Raw genomic sequence first — 17,122 nt, forward strand, 5'->3', positions numbered from 1 at the left:
AGTCCCTTATTAGAATTCCGCATTGTTCGGAGTTCTCGGGAAAGGAATCACGTCGCGGATATTTGTCATACCTGTAACAAACAGCAACAAACGTTCGAAGCCTAAACCGAAGCCGGAATGAGGCGCCGTACCGAAACGACGGGTATCCATATACCACCAGATATCTTTTTCGGGTACTCCCATTTCAGATGCACGTCTTGCCAGCTTTTCGTAATCTTCCTCACGCTGTGACCCGCCGATGATTTCTCCGATCTTCGGGAACAATACGTCCATGGCACGAACAGTCTTTCCGTCATCATTCTGCTTCATATAGAAAGATTTGATCTCTTTCGGATAATCAGTCAGGATAACCGGACATTTGAAATGTTCTTCCACCAGGTAACGTTCGTGTTCGGAAGCCAGGTCAGCACCCCAATATATCGGGAATTCGAAGGTATGTCCTTTGGCTACGGCCTCTTCCAGAATCTTAACACCTTCCGTATAAGACAGGCGGATAAAATCATGTTTCAGGACAAATTGCAGACGTTCGATCAACTCTTTATCAAACATATTGTTCAGGAACTGGATATCATCCATACAGTTATCCAACGCCCACCGTATACAATATTTGATAAAGTCTTCCGCCAACTGCATGTTTTCAGCAATCTCATTGAAAGCAACTTCCGGTTCGATCATCCAGAACTCGGCCAGGTGGCGCGGAGTATTGGAGTTTTCGGCACGGAATGTCGGTCCGAACGTATAAATAGCTCCCAAAGACATGGCAGCCAATTCACCTTCCAACTGGCCCGAAACAGTCAGGCTGGCCTGCTTTCCAAAGAAATCGTCATCATAAATGATAGAGCCGTTTTCATCCTTTTTCAGGTCATACAGATTCATTGTCGTCACCTGGAACATCTGTCCGGCCCCTTCACAGTCTGAAGCTGTAATGATCGGTGTATGGAAATAGAAGAAACCTCTCTCATGAAAGAACTTGTGGATAGCGATCGCCATGTTATGACGGATGCGGAACACGGCACCAAACGTATTGGTACGCGGACGCAAATGAGCTATTTCACGTAGGAATTCAAGCGAGTGACCTTTCTTCTGCAACGGATAAGTAGCAGGATCGGCCGTACCGTAAATCTGAATTTCGGTAGCCTGGATCTCTACATTCTGACCTTGTCCCAGAGATTTAACCAATTCACCGTTCACACTGATACAAGCACCGGTCGTAATCGGTTTAAGGTATTCTTCACCCAATTTTTCCACATCCACAACGATCTGAACATTATTGATTGTAGAACCGTCATTCAGCGCGATAAAGCTAACCTGTTTACTACCACGACGGGTACGAACCCATCCCTTCACGTTAACGGTTGTACCGTAAGCTTCGCTTTTCAGTACATCTACAATTTTTGTTCTAGTAATTGTTTCCATGTTTATATGTTTATTCTTAGATAATCAAAACAAGATAGCCGGTATTGTCAACCGGCTAATCTTTGTATTATTCAAAAGCACCCATTCGGAGCGCGTTCACTTCACGTTCGTTCAGATAACGCCATTTTCCTCTTCCCAGGTTTCTTTTTGTAAGTCCGGCAAAATATACACGATCCAGTTTCGTCACATGATATCCCAATGATTCGAAGATACGGCGAACGATACGGTTACGTCCCGAGTGGATTTCGATACCCACCTGGCTCTTGTCGTCTTCGCTTGCATAGCTGATTGCATCTGCATGGATTTCGCCGTCTTCCAGCTCCAGTCCGTTAGCAATCTTTTCCATGTCTTCGATAGATACATTCTTATCCAACCATACGTGGTAGATCTTCTTCTTCTTGAATGACGGGTGAGTCAGCTTGGAAGCCAGGTCGCCATCATTAGTAAGAAGCAATACACCGGTTGTGTTACGGTCGAGGCGGCCTACCGGATAAATACGTTCCTGGCAAGCATTCTTCACCAGATCCATAACGGTAAGACGTTCCTGAGGATCGTCGGAAGTAGTTACACAGTTTTTCGGCTTATTCAACACGATATAGACCTTGCTTTCGATCTGTACCGGTTTGTCGTTGAATTCTACCTTATCCTGGCGGGTAATCTTCGTACCCAGTTCAGTAACCACTACATCATTTACTTTCACAGCACCGGCTGTGATAAATTCGTCAGCTTCACGACGTGAACAAACACCTGCATTCGACAAGAACTTGTTCAGACGGATCGGTTCGTTAGGGTCAGCCAGTACTTCTTTATACTTCAACTGTTTCTGGAAGTTGTACTTGGCATTCGGGTTGTAATCGTTTGTACGGCGTTGCTGGCCACCCGGACGTCTGTTACCGTATCCGCTGTTATTGCCATAACCACCGCCACGGTTATTATTACCGTACGAAGGTCTGCCGCCACCCCGATTATCACGAGAGTCATACGAATTTACGCGAGTATCACCCACTCTCGGTCTTCTTTTCTTCATGCCGTCACCAGCAGCAGCACCTTCCTGCGAAGGAGTATAAGGTCTGCTTGGTCTTTCGTCATAGTTAGGACGAGAAGGACGGTTGTAAGAACCGCCACCACCATACGAACGGTCATTGTTGCCGTAAGAGGGGCGATTGTTGCCATAAGAAGGACGGCTGTTGTAGCCACCTTCGCGATTTGAGTTGTAACCACCTTCACGATTGTTACCGTAACCACCCTCGCGATTATTTCCATAACCGCCACGGTTGTTATAAGATGGTCTGCTGTTATAACCACCACCTTCGCGGTTGTCATACGTACGAGGACGGCTCGGACGATCTCCGTAAGAAGAGCGGTTATCCCCGTAAGAATTATAACCGCCGCGGTCATCCCGGCTCGGACGGTCATATGGTCTCCGTTCATAGTTGTTTCCCTCAGGTCTGTTGTAACCTTGATTGTAAGGTCTTCTTTCACCTTCCTGATCTGTGTTTTCCCGTCTGATACTTGGTATCACCTTTCTAGGACGCGGTTGAGATTCTTCTCTTTCTTCTGTGCTCATTGTTGTAAATTAATAAATAATTAACTAATTGGTAACCTCACGGTTACGTTTATTTTCACACTAAATACCTGTATAATTATGCGGCGTAATCGCCTTTAATTCAGCTTTAACTGCATCACTGACCTGCAGCGTTCCGATAAAGTCACTGATTGATTTTTCAGTGATTCCCTCATTTGTCCGGGTTAAGGCTTTCAAGGCTTCGTAGGGCTTCGGATAACCTTCACGACGCAAGATCGTCTGGATACCTTCGGCAACGACAGCCCAGCAATTGTCCAGATCCCGGTACAGGGCATTCTCATTCAATAACAATTTACCCAGCCCTTTTGTTAAGCTCTTGAATGCGATTTCGATGTGTGCCAAAGGTACACCGACATTGCGCAACACGGTAGAGTCTGTCAAATCCCGCTGTAGACGGGAGATCGGCAATTTGGTAGCCAGGTGTTCCAGGATTGCATTAGCCATACCCAGATTACCTTCTGCATTTTCAAAGTCGATCGGGTTCACCTTATGAGGCATTGCCGACGAACCTACTTCGCCCGCTTTGATCTTCTGCTTGAAATACTCCATAGAGATATACTGCCAGAAGTCACGGTTCAGGTCTATCAAAATTGTATTAACACGTTTCAAACCATCGAAAATGGCAGCCAGATTATCATAATTGGAAATCTGTGTAGTCCATTCCTCACGGCTCAGGCCCAGCACTTCATTCACAAACTTATTTCCGAAAGCCTTCCAGTCATATTGCGGATAAGCCACATGATGCGCATTAAAATTACCTGTCGCACCACCGAACTTGGCAGATACGGGAATAGCTTTTAATAAAGCGACCTGCTGTTCCAGGCGATACACAAACACCATGATCTCTTTACCCAGACGGGTCGGAGAAGCAGGCTGTCCGTGTGTTTTTGCCAGCATGGAAACATTGCTCCATTCTTCCGCATACTTTTTCAGCATGTCGATCACTTCCTGGATGCCCGGATAATAAACTTCGTTCAAAGCATCTTTTATAGACAATGGTACCGAAGTATTATTAATATCCTGCGATGTCAATCCGAAATGGATAAACTCCTTGTAATCCTGCAAAGCCAGCAGATCGAATTTTTCTTTGATAAAATATTCAACGGCCTTTACATCATGGTTGGTTACGCTCTCGATCTCCTTAATACGGGTTGCGTCCTCCAGACTAAATTCCTTGTAAATTTTACGCAACGCTTCTTTGTTTTCCACTGTAGCCAGATTATTCAGCTGTGGAAGATACTCAGCCAGAGTAATAAAATACTCTATTTCGACTTGCACTCTATACTTGATAAGTGCATATTCTGAGAAGTAAGCCGCCAGGTTTTCGGCTTTATTTCTATATCGACCATCTACGGGCGATATGGCAGTTAGTGTTGAAAATACCATACTCATTTAGTTTATACACCTATATCCCTGAGTGTCCGGGCGATATACCAATGATATCGAATACTTATATACATTAATAATATAGAGACGCAAAGTTACTACATTTCTTCAGATTAAATGGTAGTAATGAATTTTTTTTCGACTTTTTTGCTGAAATGTTTGGAGGTAATAAAAAAAGCCGTATCTTTGCAGCGCTTTAGAGAGATAAGGCATACAAAATTTACTGAAGTAATGAAAGGGCGTTTAGCTCAGCTGGTTCAGAGCATCTGCCTTACAAGCAGAGGGTCGGCGGTTCGAATCCGTCAACGCCCACCTTTCATACCAATTGATTTCAACTTGGGCGTTTAGCTCAGCTGGTTCAGAGCATCTGCCTTACAAGCAGAGGGTCGGCGGTTCGAATCCGTCAACGCCCACTCATTTATACCAATTTGATTTCAATTCGGGCGTTTAGCTCAGCTGGTTCAGAGCATCTGCCTTACAAGCAGAGGGTCGGCGGTTCGAATCCGTCAACGCCCACTAAAAAAAAAGACTTGCAAGTAATTGTAAGTCTTTTTTTTATTCTATATAATTCAGCTATAGACGCATCTGCTTAATTAATCCAAGAATACTAACCAAAATTTCTCGATGACAACAAAGATTCATGTGTTTTTCACCTACCCAACAATACTTCAATAACTTACAGGCTTATCAGACACTAATACATTCAAATCTAGAAATAATTGAACCTACTTTTCCCTTGATGGAAAAGTAGGCAAAAGATCAAGGCTACACCTGCTTCGCTACTTCGCATCCTCCGTTCGCTATCGTCTGTGAACTCGCTGCGCTCAAACAGCACAGCCTCCGGGCGCTCTCTACGGATGCTTCGTTTAACGCTCATCAGCTGAGGCCTTTCATAGAACGCTTTGCGTTCTCTTGGGATTGCTGATACTACCTGTTAAATCCGAAAGTTTTTGTTTTATAAGTATCGGTGTCGGCCATCCTAAGAGGAAGCATAGCTTCCTTGGAAAGGCCTAAGCGGGTGAACGTCCGCGTAGGTGAAAGACGGAACGGTTAAGAAAATCCGTTGTTTGAGCGTAGCGAGTTTCGGATTTTCGAGTGGAGTCTTTCACCGGAGCAGTGAAGCCGGTTGAGCCTTGAACTTTTGGTTACTTTTCTTTCAAGAGAAAAGTAACATTCAAAACTGATAATAACTGAGCAGTTTAAATATAATGTCCCTAATCTATAATACCTATATCAATCATCTCTTATCCCTTAAAACCTCCTGCAACATAGCAACCTTTTCTTTTTCTGCTTCCAGAAGTTTATCATAAAGTTCCACTATTTTATCAATGGGATTAAAGGTTGGACACCAATTGACAGCGGATGATTGATTATCAAATGTATTTGCAACAATATTAATAGAAGTTCCATCTTCCATTTCGGTAATGGCCTCAACAGGAATATTTAAAGCTTTAGCAATCTTTTCCAGTATTTCTATTTCCAATTTATCCCTTTTCTCATAACCGGACAAAGTAGCCTGTGAAACACCTATCTGTTCTGCAAGCACATCCTGATTAACATTTCGCCATTCCCTCCAACGACGAACATTCGCTCCATGATTACTTTTCTTTACTGTTGCCTCCATATTAATTATTGTATATGATTTACCTAATGCAAAAGTAAGTATTAATCCTGATAATATTTTATTTAATAGAATAATATCCGCCGATAAGACTCCGAATAATATTACTACCACATTTAATAAGAAATCAGCTTACCTGATGAATCATCCCGTCTACATTTTATTCCTTTGCCTATCATTCATTAAACAGACAATAAAATGACTCAAAAAAACAATAGGAATTATGCAGAGCAAATAACCCTGGGATGCCTCGCAATCAACAAACCCCTTAGTTTTGTAAAAACGATCTTTCTTAACAGAGAACAGAATGAAAACCATTATATATTTAATGCCCAAAAAGAAACCAGCTTGGAAGTCCGGTTTGAGTCTTCGACACTGACTTGCTTATTCGATTCCAACAAAATGTGCAAAGGGGCATTTCTTTTCCTCGACGATACAATGGAACTTATTCATTATATCGATTATTGCAGTAAAACTTATCCGTGCGATCGGCTCCTTGAAGGATGGATCACACAGAATACCATAATCCAAATAAACATAGACACAAAAGAATGTAGTCTATTAATAGTACCTATCCGGCAAAACAAGGGATCGTAACCCTACTCTGCGACACCTGATTTTTACCTTCTCTTCTTCGATAACGGTATCGATATCAATCGGTCAATCGAAAATTTACCAGGACCGGTAATATACATTAATATAAATACCACCAGATAAACAAAGGCCAGCTCTTTCACCGCAAAAGGATCACTCCCGTGGATAACAAAAAAAGCCATACACATAGTAAATATCATCGGTATCATTGCCAGACGATATAATGCGCCAAAAATAAATCCGATCGAGCAGGCAAGTTCACCAAAGATAGCAAGCCCCAACGACACATTACTCCCCACTCCCAGCGGATCAGGAAAAACAGCAGACATCTCCGCATAATTATTCCATTTCTGGATACCATGACTCAATAATAAGCCACCGAAGAGGATGCGCAACGCCAATAATAACAAGGAAATAGTAATTCCGTCAGGCTTCGACGGAAACAAAAATCTGTATATCGCCAACATAGTATTTTGTTTTATCTTAATTAATAACTTATATATAAAACAAAAGAAAAAATGAAAAGTTCATTCAATCCTGCTTAACACCCCAAACGAAAGTAAAACTAAATATCAAATTGTCAACTCACCCCACCCCAGAAAGAGATGTACGATCCCAACCCAATACCCGTTATAATTCACGCACTTCTCGGCGACTTAATGAATAACAGTTGATCACACTTAAACAGCATAAAACATCATTATGAAACATACAAGTAAGAATATAGAACAATAGGACCCGCATCAATCGAAAACATCACAAATATGCCAATTCAAAACCTGCGCCTGTTTACCCTGCTACAGAAAATAAAAATGTTGTTCAACATACTTTTCCCACGCAAAACAGCTTCTGAAAAAGCCAGAATCAACACTTATTAACAAAAATCTTGCTCTAAATAAATCCCCATCTCATTTAAAATGAAAAAAAACTCGTTTTAAACGAACCCCCAAATTATTTAAAACAAACAGAAAAACGCGCATGCCTCAACACCATTGTTAAATTATGTATTCAACACTCTTCTACAATACCGATCCAAAGCAGTACGCTCGTCATAAAAAACGGCCAAATAAAACCATTTTACTCTGCAACAGACCAATATCACTTCATTTTGTCAATTATATTATTTTCAAAGAGAAAGTAAACGAGAAGTATTTAAACAAAAAAAGCGACATCATACGACATCGCTTTTTTGTTGTGACCCGGGAGGGATTCAAACCCTCGACCTTCAGAACCGGAATCTGACGCTCTATTCAACTAAGCTACCTTGTTATCAACACTTTAATTATCTCTATATAAGTTCAGAGGTCAACTATAGGTCAACATTGAACTATGATGCAAATTTACTAAATATTCCACTCATAACGAAATCAACCAATGTAAATTAGACTGTACAAGTAGAGATTAATATGTAGGATACTCTAATTCACACACTATGAAATGAGCTTATTATAAGTCCATAACGCAGCCACAGCGATACCTAATAGTAGATGGTAAACAAGAATTGGCAAGAGTAAACTTCCCCATCCCAAACCACATATCAATCCTACCACAACTATAATGATATATAGGAGTAGCATTGTAGCTGCTGCTAACATAATACCTTGGCTTCCAGCTACGACATAATGAAACGGAGCATTAGGGGTTAGAGAATCTGTCTTGAGTGAATTGTTAGGTAATTCAGATCGTGTCATATGTAAATAGCATTAATTCGTAAGAAGTATCTTCAAGTCTGGTTGTGAAATCTTGCATAGTGTATTAATCTTTGGTCTGTATTACTGTAATAGTGAAGAGAGAGTATAAGAAACTGCATAAGAGTTCTCTCAAACACCATTCTTTAAAGAGGTATGAAATCCATTCATCCCATATATGAACTAATATTTAGTAATTCTGCACCTCATGCCATTTAGCCATTAACAGCCCACTTCACACCGGTTGGTTCAATTCTATGTCTTCAATCTAATCCTCTGTCAGACAGTCTGATTTAGCTTAATATCGTATGATATTTAGTTTGGTGGACTACTTTGAATTGACTAAATTTGTAGTAATTAATCAGTTAGTCAATTAGTATATCTGATTAGCTCTCAACCTAAGATGTTTGTGTGAGATTAATTAAGAAAGGCTGCAAAGAGTAATCAATGCAGCCTTCTTTGTAATGTCTAAACTTTATTTCTTTTTACAAGTCAGTTTGTTGTAGAAGTCTGTACCAGACATTTCAAGTACTAATGTATTAGCATTTAATGATTTTATAGTCCAAACCTCTTCATCATAATATGATGTTGTAGGATTGAGAGTCAAAATATTATTGTCTATGTACCATGTGAACGGATTAAACTCTTGGTCATCCGCATGAGTTCCAGTACCATCTTTATAAAACTTAAGAAAGTGGTCTGAATCTTCATCTTTCCATTCATCTTTTTCACCCTCATGAAGTTCCCATCCTTCATCAGAAGTGATAGTCCAAACTCCAACTATATTATCCGTTGAACCAATTTTCTCATCATCATCCTTGCTACAAGATGATAGACCCACACACACAACAGCCATCATAAGGGCTGCTAAAATTCTAAATGTTCTCATTCTTTTAAATTTTAACTATATGCATCTATAATTTACTTAATTTCAACTGTCGTTAATTCACCAGTCTAAAAAGTAATAGTTAGTTCTCTTAGATATTCATCGGAATCTACCGTGATAGAAAGTATAGGAATTCCATAATATCGTCTAAATGTAGATGTTGTATTTAGTAAAGATTCAATGTACTCGTGATGCCCATAGCATTTAACTGCAAATGGAACTCTATCACTTTTAAGAAATAGATTGAGCTGATATAAACCACTTGACATTGTTGTAGGTACTATCTTTATCAAGATATTATTATTGGTCTGTTGCTCCGTCTGGGTATATTGAATGCTCATGTCTTCACAGTCTGCATTGAACCAATTCCAGAATAAATCTAAATTATTCATTGTATATTATTAATTAATTTATATTGTTTTAGGGATATCTCCGTTCTTGTAAATATTGATAATCGCTTTAATTATTATATCAATAATTTGTTCTCTCGTACATCCTAAAGGATAACGATATATTCTACAGAATTGATAGTGTACGTCAACTCTCCATGCAAATGTTGAATGTTCCAGTATATAAAGATAATCTTCATGGTTCTTAAAGAAGATTATCTGAATTCTATTTCCCCTATGCCTATCGTACCAAATTTCAAAACTTGTACACTCTTGATAGTAATCCTTCTGTTCTTTATCTATGCAGGATGCTATCCATATAAGATATGTGGATAAACATTGTTGATATGTATAAGGTGTTTTGAACATTTATTATTTATCAATCGTATGTATTATGTATTTTAAGTATTTATTTGTAGCTTTATTTTTTCTAATAGAGTATATGTTTCTTAATTGCTCTTCATTAAAGGCGTTGCAAGCTTCTAAGATATGAAAATTAACATCTATATATGCTAATAAGTCGTTAACAAATAAACGATTATGTATTCTAATGTGATTATCTATCGCATGATATAATGCATCATCAAAGCTAGTAGCATCCAATGCCCAATCTTGGGAGTTAATTCTTGCAACTTGGAAATCAATGTCATTATAAAATTCACTTATTGTAGTAGCTGCCTCTTGGTTGATGTTGGGTAAATTAGGTCTTAAACGTGAGGTCTCTACATATCTTTCTCCTTGATATGTCAAAATCTTCATCTTAATAGCTAGCTTCGCGTTCTCTTTTACGATTGTAATGTAGTAGTATTCAAACATAATATTTCTTTTTAGATATTAAAATCATGCTCACCTATTCCCTCTGGTAAGCTATTAAATGTAAGAACGTGAGGAACTACAACATTTAATTGTTGCCACGTCTGTTTAACTTTGACTAATTGTTAATTCTTGAATGAATATAGTTCTTCCTTCACCACTTGCATGAAAGAAAATAGGTTATTATCCCTGCCTTGAATAGGTATGATAATAGTAAATGCCGCATCTGGCATCTTAGCCCCTTTACTTGATAAGGTCTGTAACCTTCTTTCTACTTCAAGACACAGTTCCGCCTTGTCTGGCTTAGGACACCTTTGCAATTTCACCATCAGCTTCATAATGGCTCTACAATCACGGAGTAAGGAAATCCTGTCTACTAGTGTGAACAACCCCATAAGGTTAAATTTAAAGTTACTTACCTGTTCCCTTCAGTAAGCTATTAAACACAAAGAAGGCGTGGAAACTATTGAATATTACCATTGTGAGGCACTCTTATTTCTAAGAGTTCTGGACTGCCCTGATTGGATAATAAACAATAGCCCACGCCAAACGATATATAGACTACCTTATGAGATAGGTATATAACATTGACGTGAGCGCTCTTGCTCATTAACTCCAATCATAGAAATGTCCAGTTTCACAATGGGTTAATTTCAGTACGCTCTGTTAACTTATAATGTCCTCCGTTCAGTGACCTAACGCTTTAGGAGTGAAGGATTACAATGCAAAGTTACTAAATCGTTTGAATTGGCAAGAACTATTGTTCATTAAAAATCAGAGATAAGCCTAAAGTCATATATCTGGGACAGGTATGAAATCTTACTCTCCCCATATAAGAGTCAAATTCTCAACTTCCATACCCGCCTTGAATTTTCATCATCATGTCAACATATTGTTGGTGATTTACAATGGGCTATCTTCGACATAAGTTTTAAGACTTTAGATGTATATGGATTCTTGGAATTGGTGTAATTGACTATATAGTATAGGGCTGAAATGCCAAACTGTGAAGAATTGATTTTAGATGCTTCTCAACTTAATATTTTAGATGTACCATATATATAAGGTGTAGATGCTTACTTCTCCGTTTGAAATTTAGGGTAGAACAAACTTAGATTGGGGTATATAAAGCTAACCTTACTTTAAATTTGTCCTGCCTTTCAAAGTGATTTCACGACATTAACCCTACTCTGACAAGTAACCTCTTAACTTGGGTTATCTGGAATTGGCAACCCTTAGATGTTACGAAGCCTTGCTCATTCAACAAGTCAGTCATTTCAGAGAGTGACTTACCCTGCATTGACAGTGACCGTAGCAATGCGATTGCCCTCATATTATTGGGATTGTTTTCAGCTTTAGCCTTATTGGTACGGGAGCTATTGTAGATAGCTTGCTCAAACTTGTTCATCAAGTTATCAGACTTTCCTAACTTGATTCCTCTTGCTTTCTTAGCCTGTAATGATTGCTTGGTTCTCTGACTAATTAACCCCGCTTCGTATTCTGCGATGGATGATATAATATGTAGGATTAGCCTATTAGCTTGTGGAAAGTCGCAGAAGATAATCTCAACATCTGATTCCAGAAGTTTAGATGTAAATGCTACGTTCCTTGACAACCTATCCAGTTTAGCGACAATCAGAACAGAGTTAGTCTTCCTGCACATTGCCAAAGCTGCGAGAAGTTGAGGTCTGTTAGACTTCTTGCCGCTCTCCGTTTCAATGTATTCAGCAAGTATGGGTTTATTCTTTACACGGTTATGTATGATTTCTCTTTGGGCTTCCACACCTAAACCTGATAGCTGTTGCTTCATGGTGGATTGCCTTAAATATGCTATGTATGTCTTCATGATTTACATTTATTAATAGTGGGTTACAAACGCTGAATGTTCGTTCAGCTTATGTAAGTTGGACACCCAAATGAGGATGCCCAACTGAATTAGAACGGTCTATCTCCATATTGGTATGATAAGATGGAATGATAAACCCTGTCATAGAATGAAAATCCAGCACAGGCATGGAAGTAACTTTCATGTATCGCTGCATATTCACCATTTAGTCTGCTGGTTCTATCCAATAAACTGTCAAACTTATGCAGCCAGTATTTCAATGCTTGCAACCGCTTGATGTATTGGAGATTGTTCTCACAGGTGGATAGCTTTTCCTGTAATGATATAATGTGATTAATCGCATTATCAATGTCTTTGGTATTCATAAGATGTAATCTTTAAATAGTTAGTAGATATAAAGAAAGGACACCTAACTTAATAGATGCCCTTTCAATTAGTAAATTGTATGTAGTGGTACTACTTCTTGGAGTAATGGTGTCTCATTGAGAAGATGGAGACCTCTATCATATCGTCATGTACAGAGTAAATGAGACGGTGCTCTGAATTAATCCGTCTTGACCATTTACCTGCCAACTCATATTTAAGAGGTTCAGGTTTTCCAATCCCAGCATAAGGGTGTTCAGCTATATCATTCAATAAAGCTTTAATTTTATCTATGATAGCTGTATTGCCACTTCGTAAGAAGTATTGATAATCCTTACGTGCTTGGTCTGACAATATTATTCTGTACATGCTACCCGATTTAAGAAATCATCAATGCTTTCTCCTTCATTCTGGGCGATGGCATTACCATTCTTAATATCTTCCTCTCCTTTACGAATAGCGCCCATTGTGTCAGGTGACGACATGATATATTCTGTCTCCTTTAATGAATTGTATTCATCAAGGGAAATCATCACTACTCCGCTTCCCTTACCACGGTTGACGATTACAGTTTCACAATCATCAATTACAGAGTCAATATAACCTTTAAGATTTGCTCTTAAATCAGTATAATTAGCTGTTCTCATAAGTCCTCCTTTTATTTACTGCAAATATATGTACTTATTTACGTACTTGCAAGTTTAATTAGTTAATTATTAGACAAAAGGAAGGACACCTAAGTAAATAGATGCCCCTTCCTCTCTCAATCAATAAACCATCTATAAGCATCATCACCTTGCAGTGCTGATGTTATGCCTTGTGCAATATCAGTAGCGTTTAACGCTCTGTCCAAATAAGTATCAATATAGCTTGATTTGTTACTTCCTGTAAGTAAGTTGTAGAACCGCCACATCGATAATTCCCTGCCATATCCGTAGAAATTTTCATCATTCACATAAGCCCTTGCCACTTGGTTAATCTGACTATCCGTCATTAACATGGGTGGAAGTTTACGCTGGTTGATAGAAGGTAGACTTTGATATAATCGCATTTTACCCAATATCTGTGCGAATTGGTGCTGTGTAAGTGAATGATTACCAAACTCACGCATGAGTTGAAGGTGGCGACTTGGGTTGTACTGCTGGAACAACTCTAACGCTTCTTTGAATAGCTGGGTCGTATCACTAACCCTAATATCGTTCTTCAATCCGTCTGTGAACAGACAGAGGTTACAGCAAACAAGGTTCTTGAATCCAATTCCAATGCTGAACCTTTCCACTGTCTTACGTGAATATAGGTTCTCTCTGTTGAAGGCCCGCACACCTGTAACAGTAAGATTGAGCTTATTCCCTTCAACGATCTGCTGAATGGATGGAACTTCATAAGCGAATGCGCAACGCTCGTAGTAGATCGTACGATCACTATCCTGTAATTGGCTTGCTGGCTTATGAATGGCAGATGGTACTCTACCTTTAATAATATGGGACACACGAATGTCTGGTTGTTCAATCCGTTCACCGCTAAAGAAATTCTGGACTGCTTCACCTACTGTCTCAATGAATGCAGCGTGTGAAACAGTAAGCTCGTTATCCTTGCTGAAGACTGGAACAATGCAATCGTTCTTTAGGTGATTGATGGTTGCTTCCTGCGTGTTACTCTCAATGAAGTGTAGGACATTCTTGTGCTTGGGCACTAGCAAAGTAGCTTCCTCCGCTGCTGATTGTAAACTCTGAAACCTTCTCTCTCTTGCCTCAAACGGCATGATCTGTAATGTACTCATAATGTAATTGAATTAAGTGATTATTGATTGATTGGCAAGTATGTGAATGAAGTCCTAAATGAAACGGATCGCTCAGTTTACAATTTAGGACTTCATTACTACTTGCTAAATGACTATAAGTGTTATATCATTAGGATATTTTACATATAGGGCTATTTAGTGTTACCTTTTACAGATTCGCTCAGTTGGAGATTGGTGTAATCGGTAACTTTGTCTCGTCAAAAATCGGAAAAGTAAAATCGACATGATTCTAAAAAAAATAGCATTGTAATTTTGTGGTGCGAACTACTAATTACAATGCTATGACCGAGACTTCCCAATTAAAGAAGTATCTGATGTGGTACAAAGTTAACGAATTATTTTCAGATGGCCTAAATAAGACACAAATAGGTCAATCCTTAGGTCTTCACCGTCAAACGGTGGCCAAGTATCTGTCCATGACAGAAGAAGAGTTCATTTCCAGCCAGAGCTATGACCGTCATTACGGTCATAAACTTGACGGCTATGAATCTTATGTAGTCAATGAGTTGCGCAAGTGGCCTTTTTTGTCCGCTCCGCAACTCCATGACCGCTTGAAAGAGCATTTTTCGGATCTTCCCTGCGTAACCCCCAAAACGGTCTTCAACTTCGTCAACCGGTTGCGTTTAACGCACCATCTTCCCAAGGAGTTTGAAAAGAGTTACCGCCCCTACGAGAAGCAACCCGAGACTCCCTATGGCGAATACGCCCAATGCGACTTCGGTGAACGGTGGATGAAGACACTTCAGGGACAGTCTTTAAAAGTGTATTTCTTTGCGATGTGTCTGAGCCGCAGCAGGTATAAGTTCGTCTACTTTAGCCGTACACCGTTTACCACCGCTCTTGCTGTTTATGCCCATGAACTGGCTTTCGAGTTCTTCGGGGGAGTACCCCGAAAAATAGTTTATGACCAGGACAAGGTGTTTCTTGTCAATGAAAACCTTGGTGACCTGGTGCTTACCCGCGTTTTCCGCACCCTTGTCCGTGAACATGGCTTTGAACCCGTGTTCTGTCGCAAATCCGATCCCCAGAGCAAAGGTAAGATAGAGAATGTCGTCAAATATGTGAAATACAACTTCCTTCGCGGCCGCGAGTTGGTTGACATGGACCTGCTCAACAAGGAAGTCCTTGGCTGGTTGGAACGCACGGCCAACGGCACGGAACATCACGGCATACGTCGTGTCCCGTCTGAGGAGTTTGAGACGGAAAAAGGACACCTCATGCCTTATAAGGGAGTCCCGACTGTTCCTTGCGAAACCCTCTTGCCGCATCACGTGCGAAAGGACAACGTGATAACCTACCGGGGCAATTATTACAGCGTTCCCACAGGCACCTACCACGGCCATCAGACGCTGGTCTATATCGAAGAAAAAGAAGGCCGGCTATATATCTACAGCCATGAGACAGGCAAAACCCTTGCCGTTCACAAAATAAGCGGAGATAAGGGGCGTCTGGTAAGCAATACCTCCCACCGGCGTGACCGCGAAGCCTCGCTGGATGATTATGAGGCTTTTGTACGCAAAGAACTTCCCGCAAGCACGGTGATTGATACATATTTATTACAACTACGTGTGCATAAGGCCCGTAATTACCGCGACAACCTCCAGTTTATAGTCCGGCGCCACGCGGCATACTCGGACATCACGCTTACCGAAGCTTTTGACGAGTGCCTTAAAGCAGGTGTCTTCAACGGATGCAGCCTGATGGAGGTAGCCGAGACCCTCAGGATCCGTAAAGGAGAACCCCCCATTGAGGTCCGGACGGAAACCGAGCCGGTTCCCGGGGCTGATACATCCGCCATGATCCCCGAGAAAACAGACATATCCACCTTTAACACCCTTTTCGTATGATAACAAACGAACAAATCAAAAACCTGTGCTCGCGTCTGCGCCTGTACGCTCTGCCACGCCTGCTGGAATCAGAAGCTCATCTGGCGCAGGAGCAGGGAAAAAACCATGTCGAGTTCCTGCATGACCTACTCTCCCGCGAGGTTCAGGAAAGAGACAGCAAGGACTTCCAACGGCGGCTGAAAGCGGCGGCCTTGCCGGCAAGACACGACCTCGACCTTTTCGACCACAACTACTCGCAAGGTATAACCGCACCAAGATTGCGTGAACTGCGCCGGCTGGGGTGGCTCGAACAGAATTACAACCTGATACTCATGGGACCTTCCGGAACAGGTAAGACCTTTATCGCCGCAGGACTTGTGTACGAAGCTGTGGGGCAGGGATACAAGGCGTATATGGTCACGATGGAGGATGTCATAAACACCATCAAGATGAAAACGCTGATGCCTTCGGCCATGAGCGCATACAACCGTCTGCTCAAAGCCGACTTGGTAGCCATCGATGACATAATGCTCTTCCCGGTGAAAAAAGAGGATGCCGCAGGATTCTTCAATCTGATCAACACGCTTCACGAGAAAGCCTCACTGATAATTACCACGAACAAGGCACCCACCGAATGGGCCAAAACGCTGGATGACGAAGTGCTGGCTTCAGCAATACTGGACAGGCTGTTATATCACTGCGAGGTCATAAAACTCACCGGGCAAAGCTACCGGATGGGAAACCGAAAATCCATTTTTGAAGAGGAAAAAGACACATCTTTGGCTGGGGGTACCCCCAGCCAAAGATGACCGACATTAAAATGTAATCAATAGTATAAACTGATAGTCTCTATTATTAGATGGTGATTTAACTTTACCGAAAAATGACGATTTAAAATTTGCTTATTA

The 17,122-nt window shown here is 40.6% G+C and carries 15 protein-coding genes and 3 tRNA genes; 5 read left to right on the top strand and 13 right to left on the bottom strand.

All coding sequences use genetic code 11. The annotated features are described in order from the left end of the window. Positions 1-9: 9 nt before the first annotated feature. The 3 genes from asnS to purB form a co-directional block, all read right to left on the bottom strand. Entirely contained in the window at positions 10-1,416 is a 1,407-nt protein-coding gene (gene asnS, locus K6V26_RS17710; protein WP_048317948.1) for an asparagine--tRNA ligase, read from the bottom strand. A gap of 67 nt (positions 1,417-1,483) precedes the next feature. Further along, a complete protein-coding gene (locus tag K6V26_RS17715; protein WP_048315132.1) occupies positions 1,484-2,983 on the bottom strand; it encodes a pseudouridine synthase in 1,500 nt (499 codons plus the stop codon). A gap of 60 nt (positions 2,984-3,043) precedes the next feature. Further along, positions 3,044-4,387, bottom strand: coding sequence for an adenylosuccinate lyase (purB, locus tag K6V26_RS17720; RefSeq protein ID WP_007654906.1), 1,344 nt, complete (start codon positions 4,385-4,387; stop codon positions 3,044-3,046). Between the two features lie 237 nt (positions 4,388-4,624). On the opposite strand from purB, the gene K6V26_RS17725 reads away from it, so the two are divergent. The 3 genes from K6V26_RS17725 (at position 4,625) to K6V26_RS17735 (ending at position 4,903) form a co-directional block, all read left to right on the top strand. Further along, positions 4,625-4,699: transfer RNA gene (locus K6V26_RS17725), tRNA-Val, on the top strand. Between the two features lie 26 nt (positions 4,700-4,725). Then, positions 4,726-4,800 (top strand) — tRNA-Val (locus K6V26_RS17730). A gap of 28 nt (positions 4,801-4,828) precedes the next feature. Next, a tRNA-Val gene (locus tag K6V26_RS17735) sits at positions 4,829-4,903 on the top strand. A gap of 193 nt (positions 4,904-5,096) precedes the next feature. On the opposite strand, the gene K6V26_RS17740 is transcribed toward K6V26_RS17735, so the two are convergent. From K6V26_RS17740 to K6V26_RS17785, 10 genes are all read right to left on the bottom strand, one after another. Further along, complete coding sequence (locus tag K6V26_RS17740) at positions 5,097-5,264, bottom strand: hypothetical protein (RefSeq protein WP_154278419.1); 168 nt, start codon at positions 5,262-5,264, stop codon at positions 5,097-5,099. Between the two features lie 360 nt (positions 5,265-5,624). Beyond that, positions 5,625-6,011, bottom strand: a complete 387-nt coding sequence (locus K6V26_RS17745) for a helix-turn-helix domain-containing protein (protein WP_010801982.1) — start codon at positions 6,009-6,011, stop codon at positions 5,625-5,627. Between the two features lie 617 nt (positions 6,012-6,628). After that, the gene (locus K6V26_RS17750; RefSeq protein ID WP_224263455.1) at positions 6,629-7,069 is read right to left on the bottom strand and encodes a DoxX family protein; all 441 of its coding nucleotides are present in this window, start codon (positions 7,067-7,069) and stop codon (positions 6,629-6,631) included. A 1,696-nt stretch (positions 7,070-8,765) separates the two neighbouring features. Then, entirely contained in the window at positions 8,766-9,179 is a 414-nt protein-coding gene (locus K6V26_RS17755; RefSeq protein ID WP_122144009.1) for a lipocalin-like domain-containing protein, read from the bottom strand. 758 nt (positions 9,180-9,937) lie between these two features. Further along, entirely contained in the window at positions 9,938-10,381 is a 444-nt protein-coding gene (locus K6V26_RS17760) for a hypothetical protein (protein WP_122144012.1), read from the bottom strand. Between the two features lie 1,168 nt (positions 10,382-11,549). Then, entirely contained in the window at positions 11,550-12,224 is a 675-nt protein-coding gene (locus K6V26_RS17765; RefSeq protein ID WP_224263456.1) for a recombinase family protein, read from the bottom strand. An 89-nt stretch (positions 12,225-12,313) separates the two neighbouring features. Then, on the bottom strand, positions 12,314-12,589 hold the full coding sequence (locus K6V26_RS17770) for a hypothetical protein (RefSeq protein ID WP_081024193.1): 276 nt from the start codon (positions 12,587-12,589) through the stop codon (positions 12,314-12,316). Between the two features lie 91 nt (positions 12,590-12,680). After that, the gene (locus K6V26_RS17775) at positions 12,681-12,956 is read right to left on the bottom strand and encodes a Txe/YoeB family addiction module toxin (protein WP_057329359.1); all 276 of its coding nucleotides are present in this window, start codon (positions 12,954-12,956) and stop codon (positions 12,681-12,683) included. Further along, positions 12,944-13,234: a type II toxin-antitoxin system Phd/YefM family antitoxin gene (locus K6V26_RS17780; RefSeq protein ID WP_048928142.1), complete on the bottom strand. Its 291-nt coding sequence runs from the start codon at positions 13,232-13,234 to the stop codon at positions 12,944-12,946. The genes K6V26_RS17775 and K6V26_RS17780 overlap by 13 nt, the downstream gene beginning before the upstream one ends. A gap of 116 nt (positions 13,235-13,350) precedes the next feature. Further along, positions 13,351-14,367: a DUF3871 family protein gene (locus tag K6V26_RS17785; RefSeq protein ID WP_122378705.1), complete on the bottom strand. Its 1,017-nt coding sequence runs from the start codon at positions 14,365-14,367 to the stop codon at positions 13,351-13,353. 335 nt (positions 14,368-14,702) lie between these two features. Between K6V26_RS17785 and istA the strand changes: the two genes are divergently transcribed. Then, positions 14,703-16,235 carry an IS21 family transposase gene (istA, locus tag K6V26_RS17790; protein ID WP_224263457.1) on the top strand — a complete coding sequence of 511 codons (1,533 nt, stop codon included), beginning with the start codon at positions 14,703-14,705 and terminating at the stop codon, positions 16,233-16,235. After that, positions 16,232-17,023: an IS21-like element helper ATPase IstB gene (gene istB, locus K6V26_RS17795; protein WP_224263458.1), complete on the top strand. Its 792-nt coding sequence runs from the start codon at positions 16,232-16,234 to the stop codon at positions 17,021-17,023. Before istA ends, istB begins: the two co-directional genes overlap by 4 nt. Positions 17,024-17,122 lie beyond the last annotated feature (99 nt).

This window comes from Parabacteroides goldsteinii, from assembly GCF_020091425.1.
Classification (GTDB): domain Bacteria; phylum Bacteroidota; class Bacteroidia; order Bacteroidales; family Tannerellaceae; genus Parabacteroides; species Parabacteroides goldsteinii.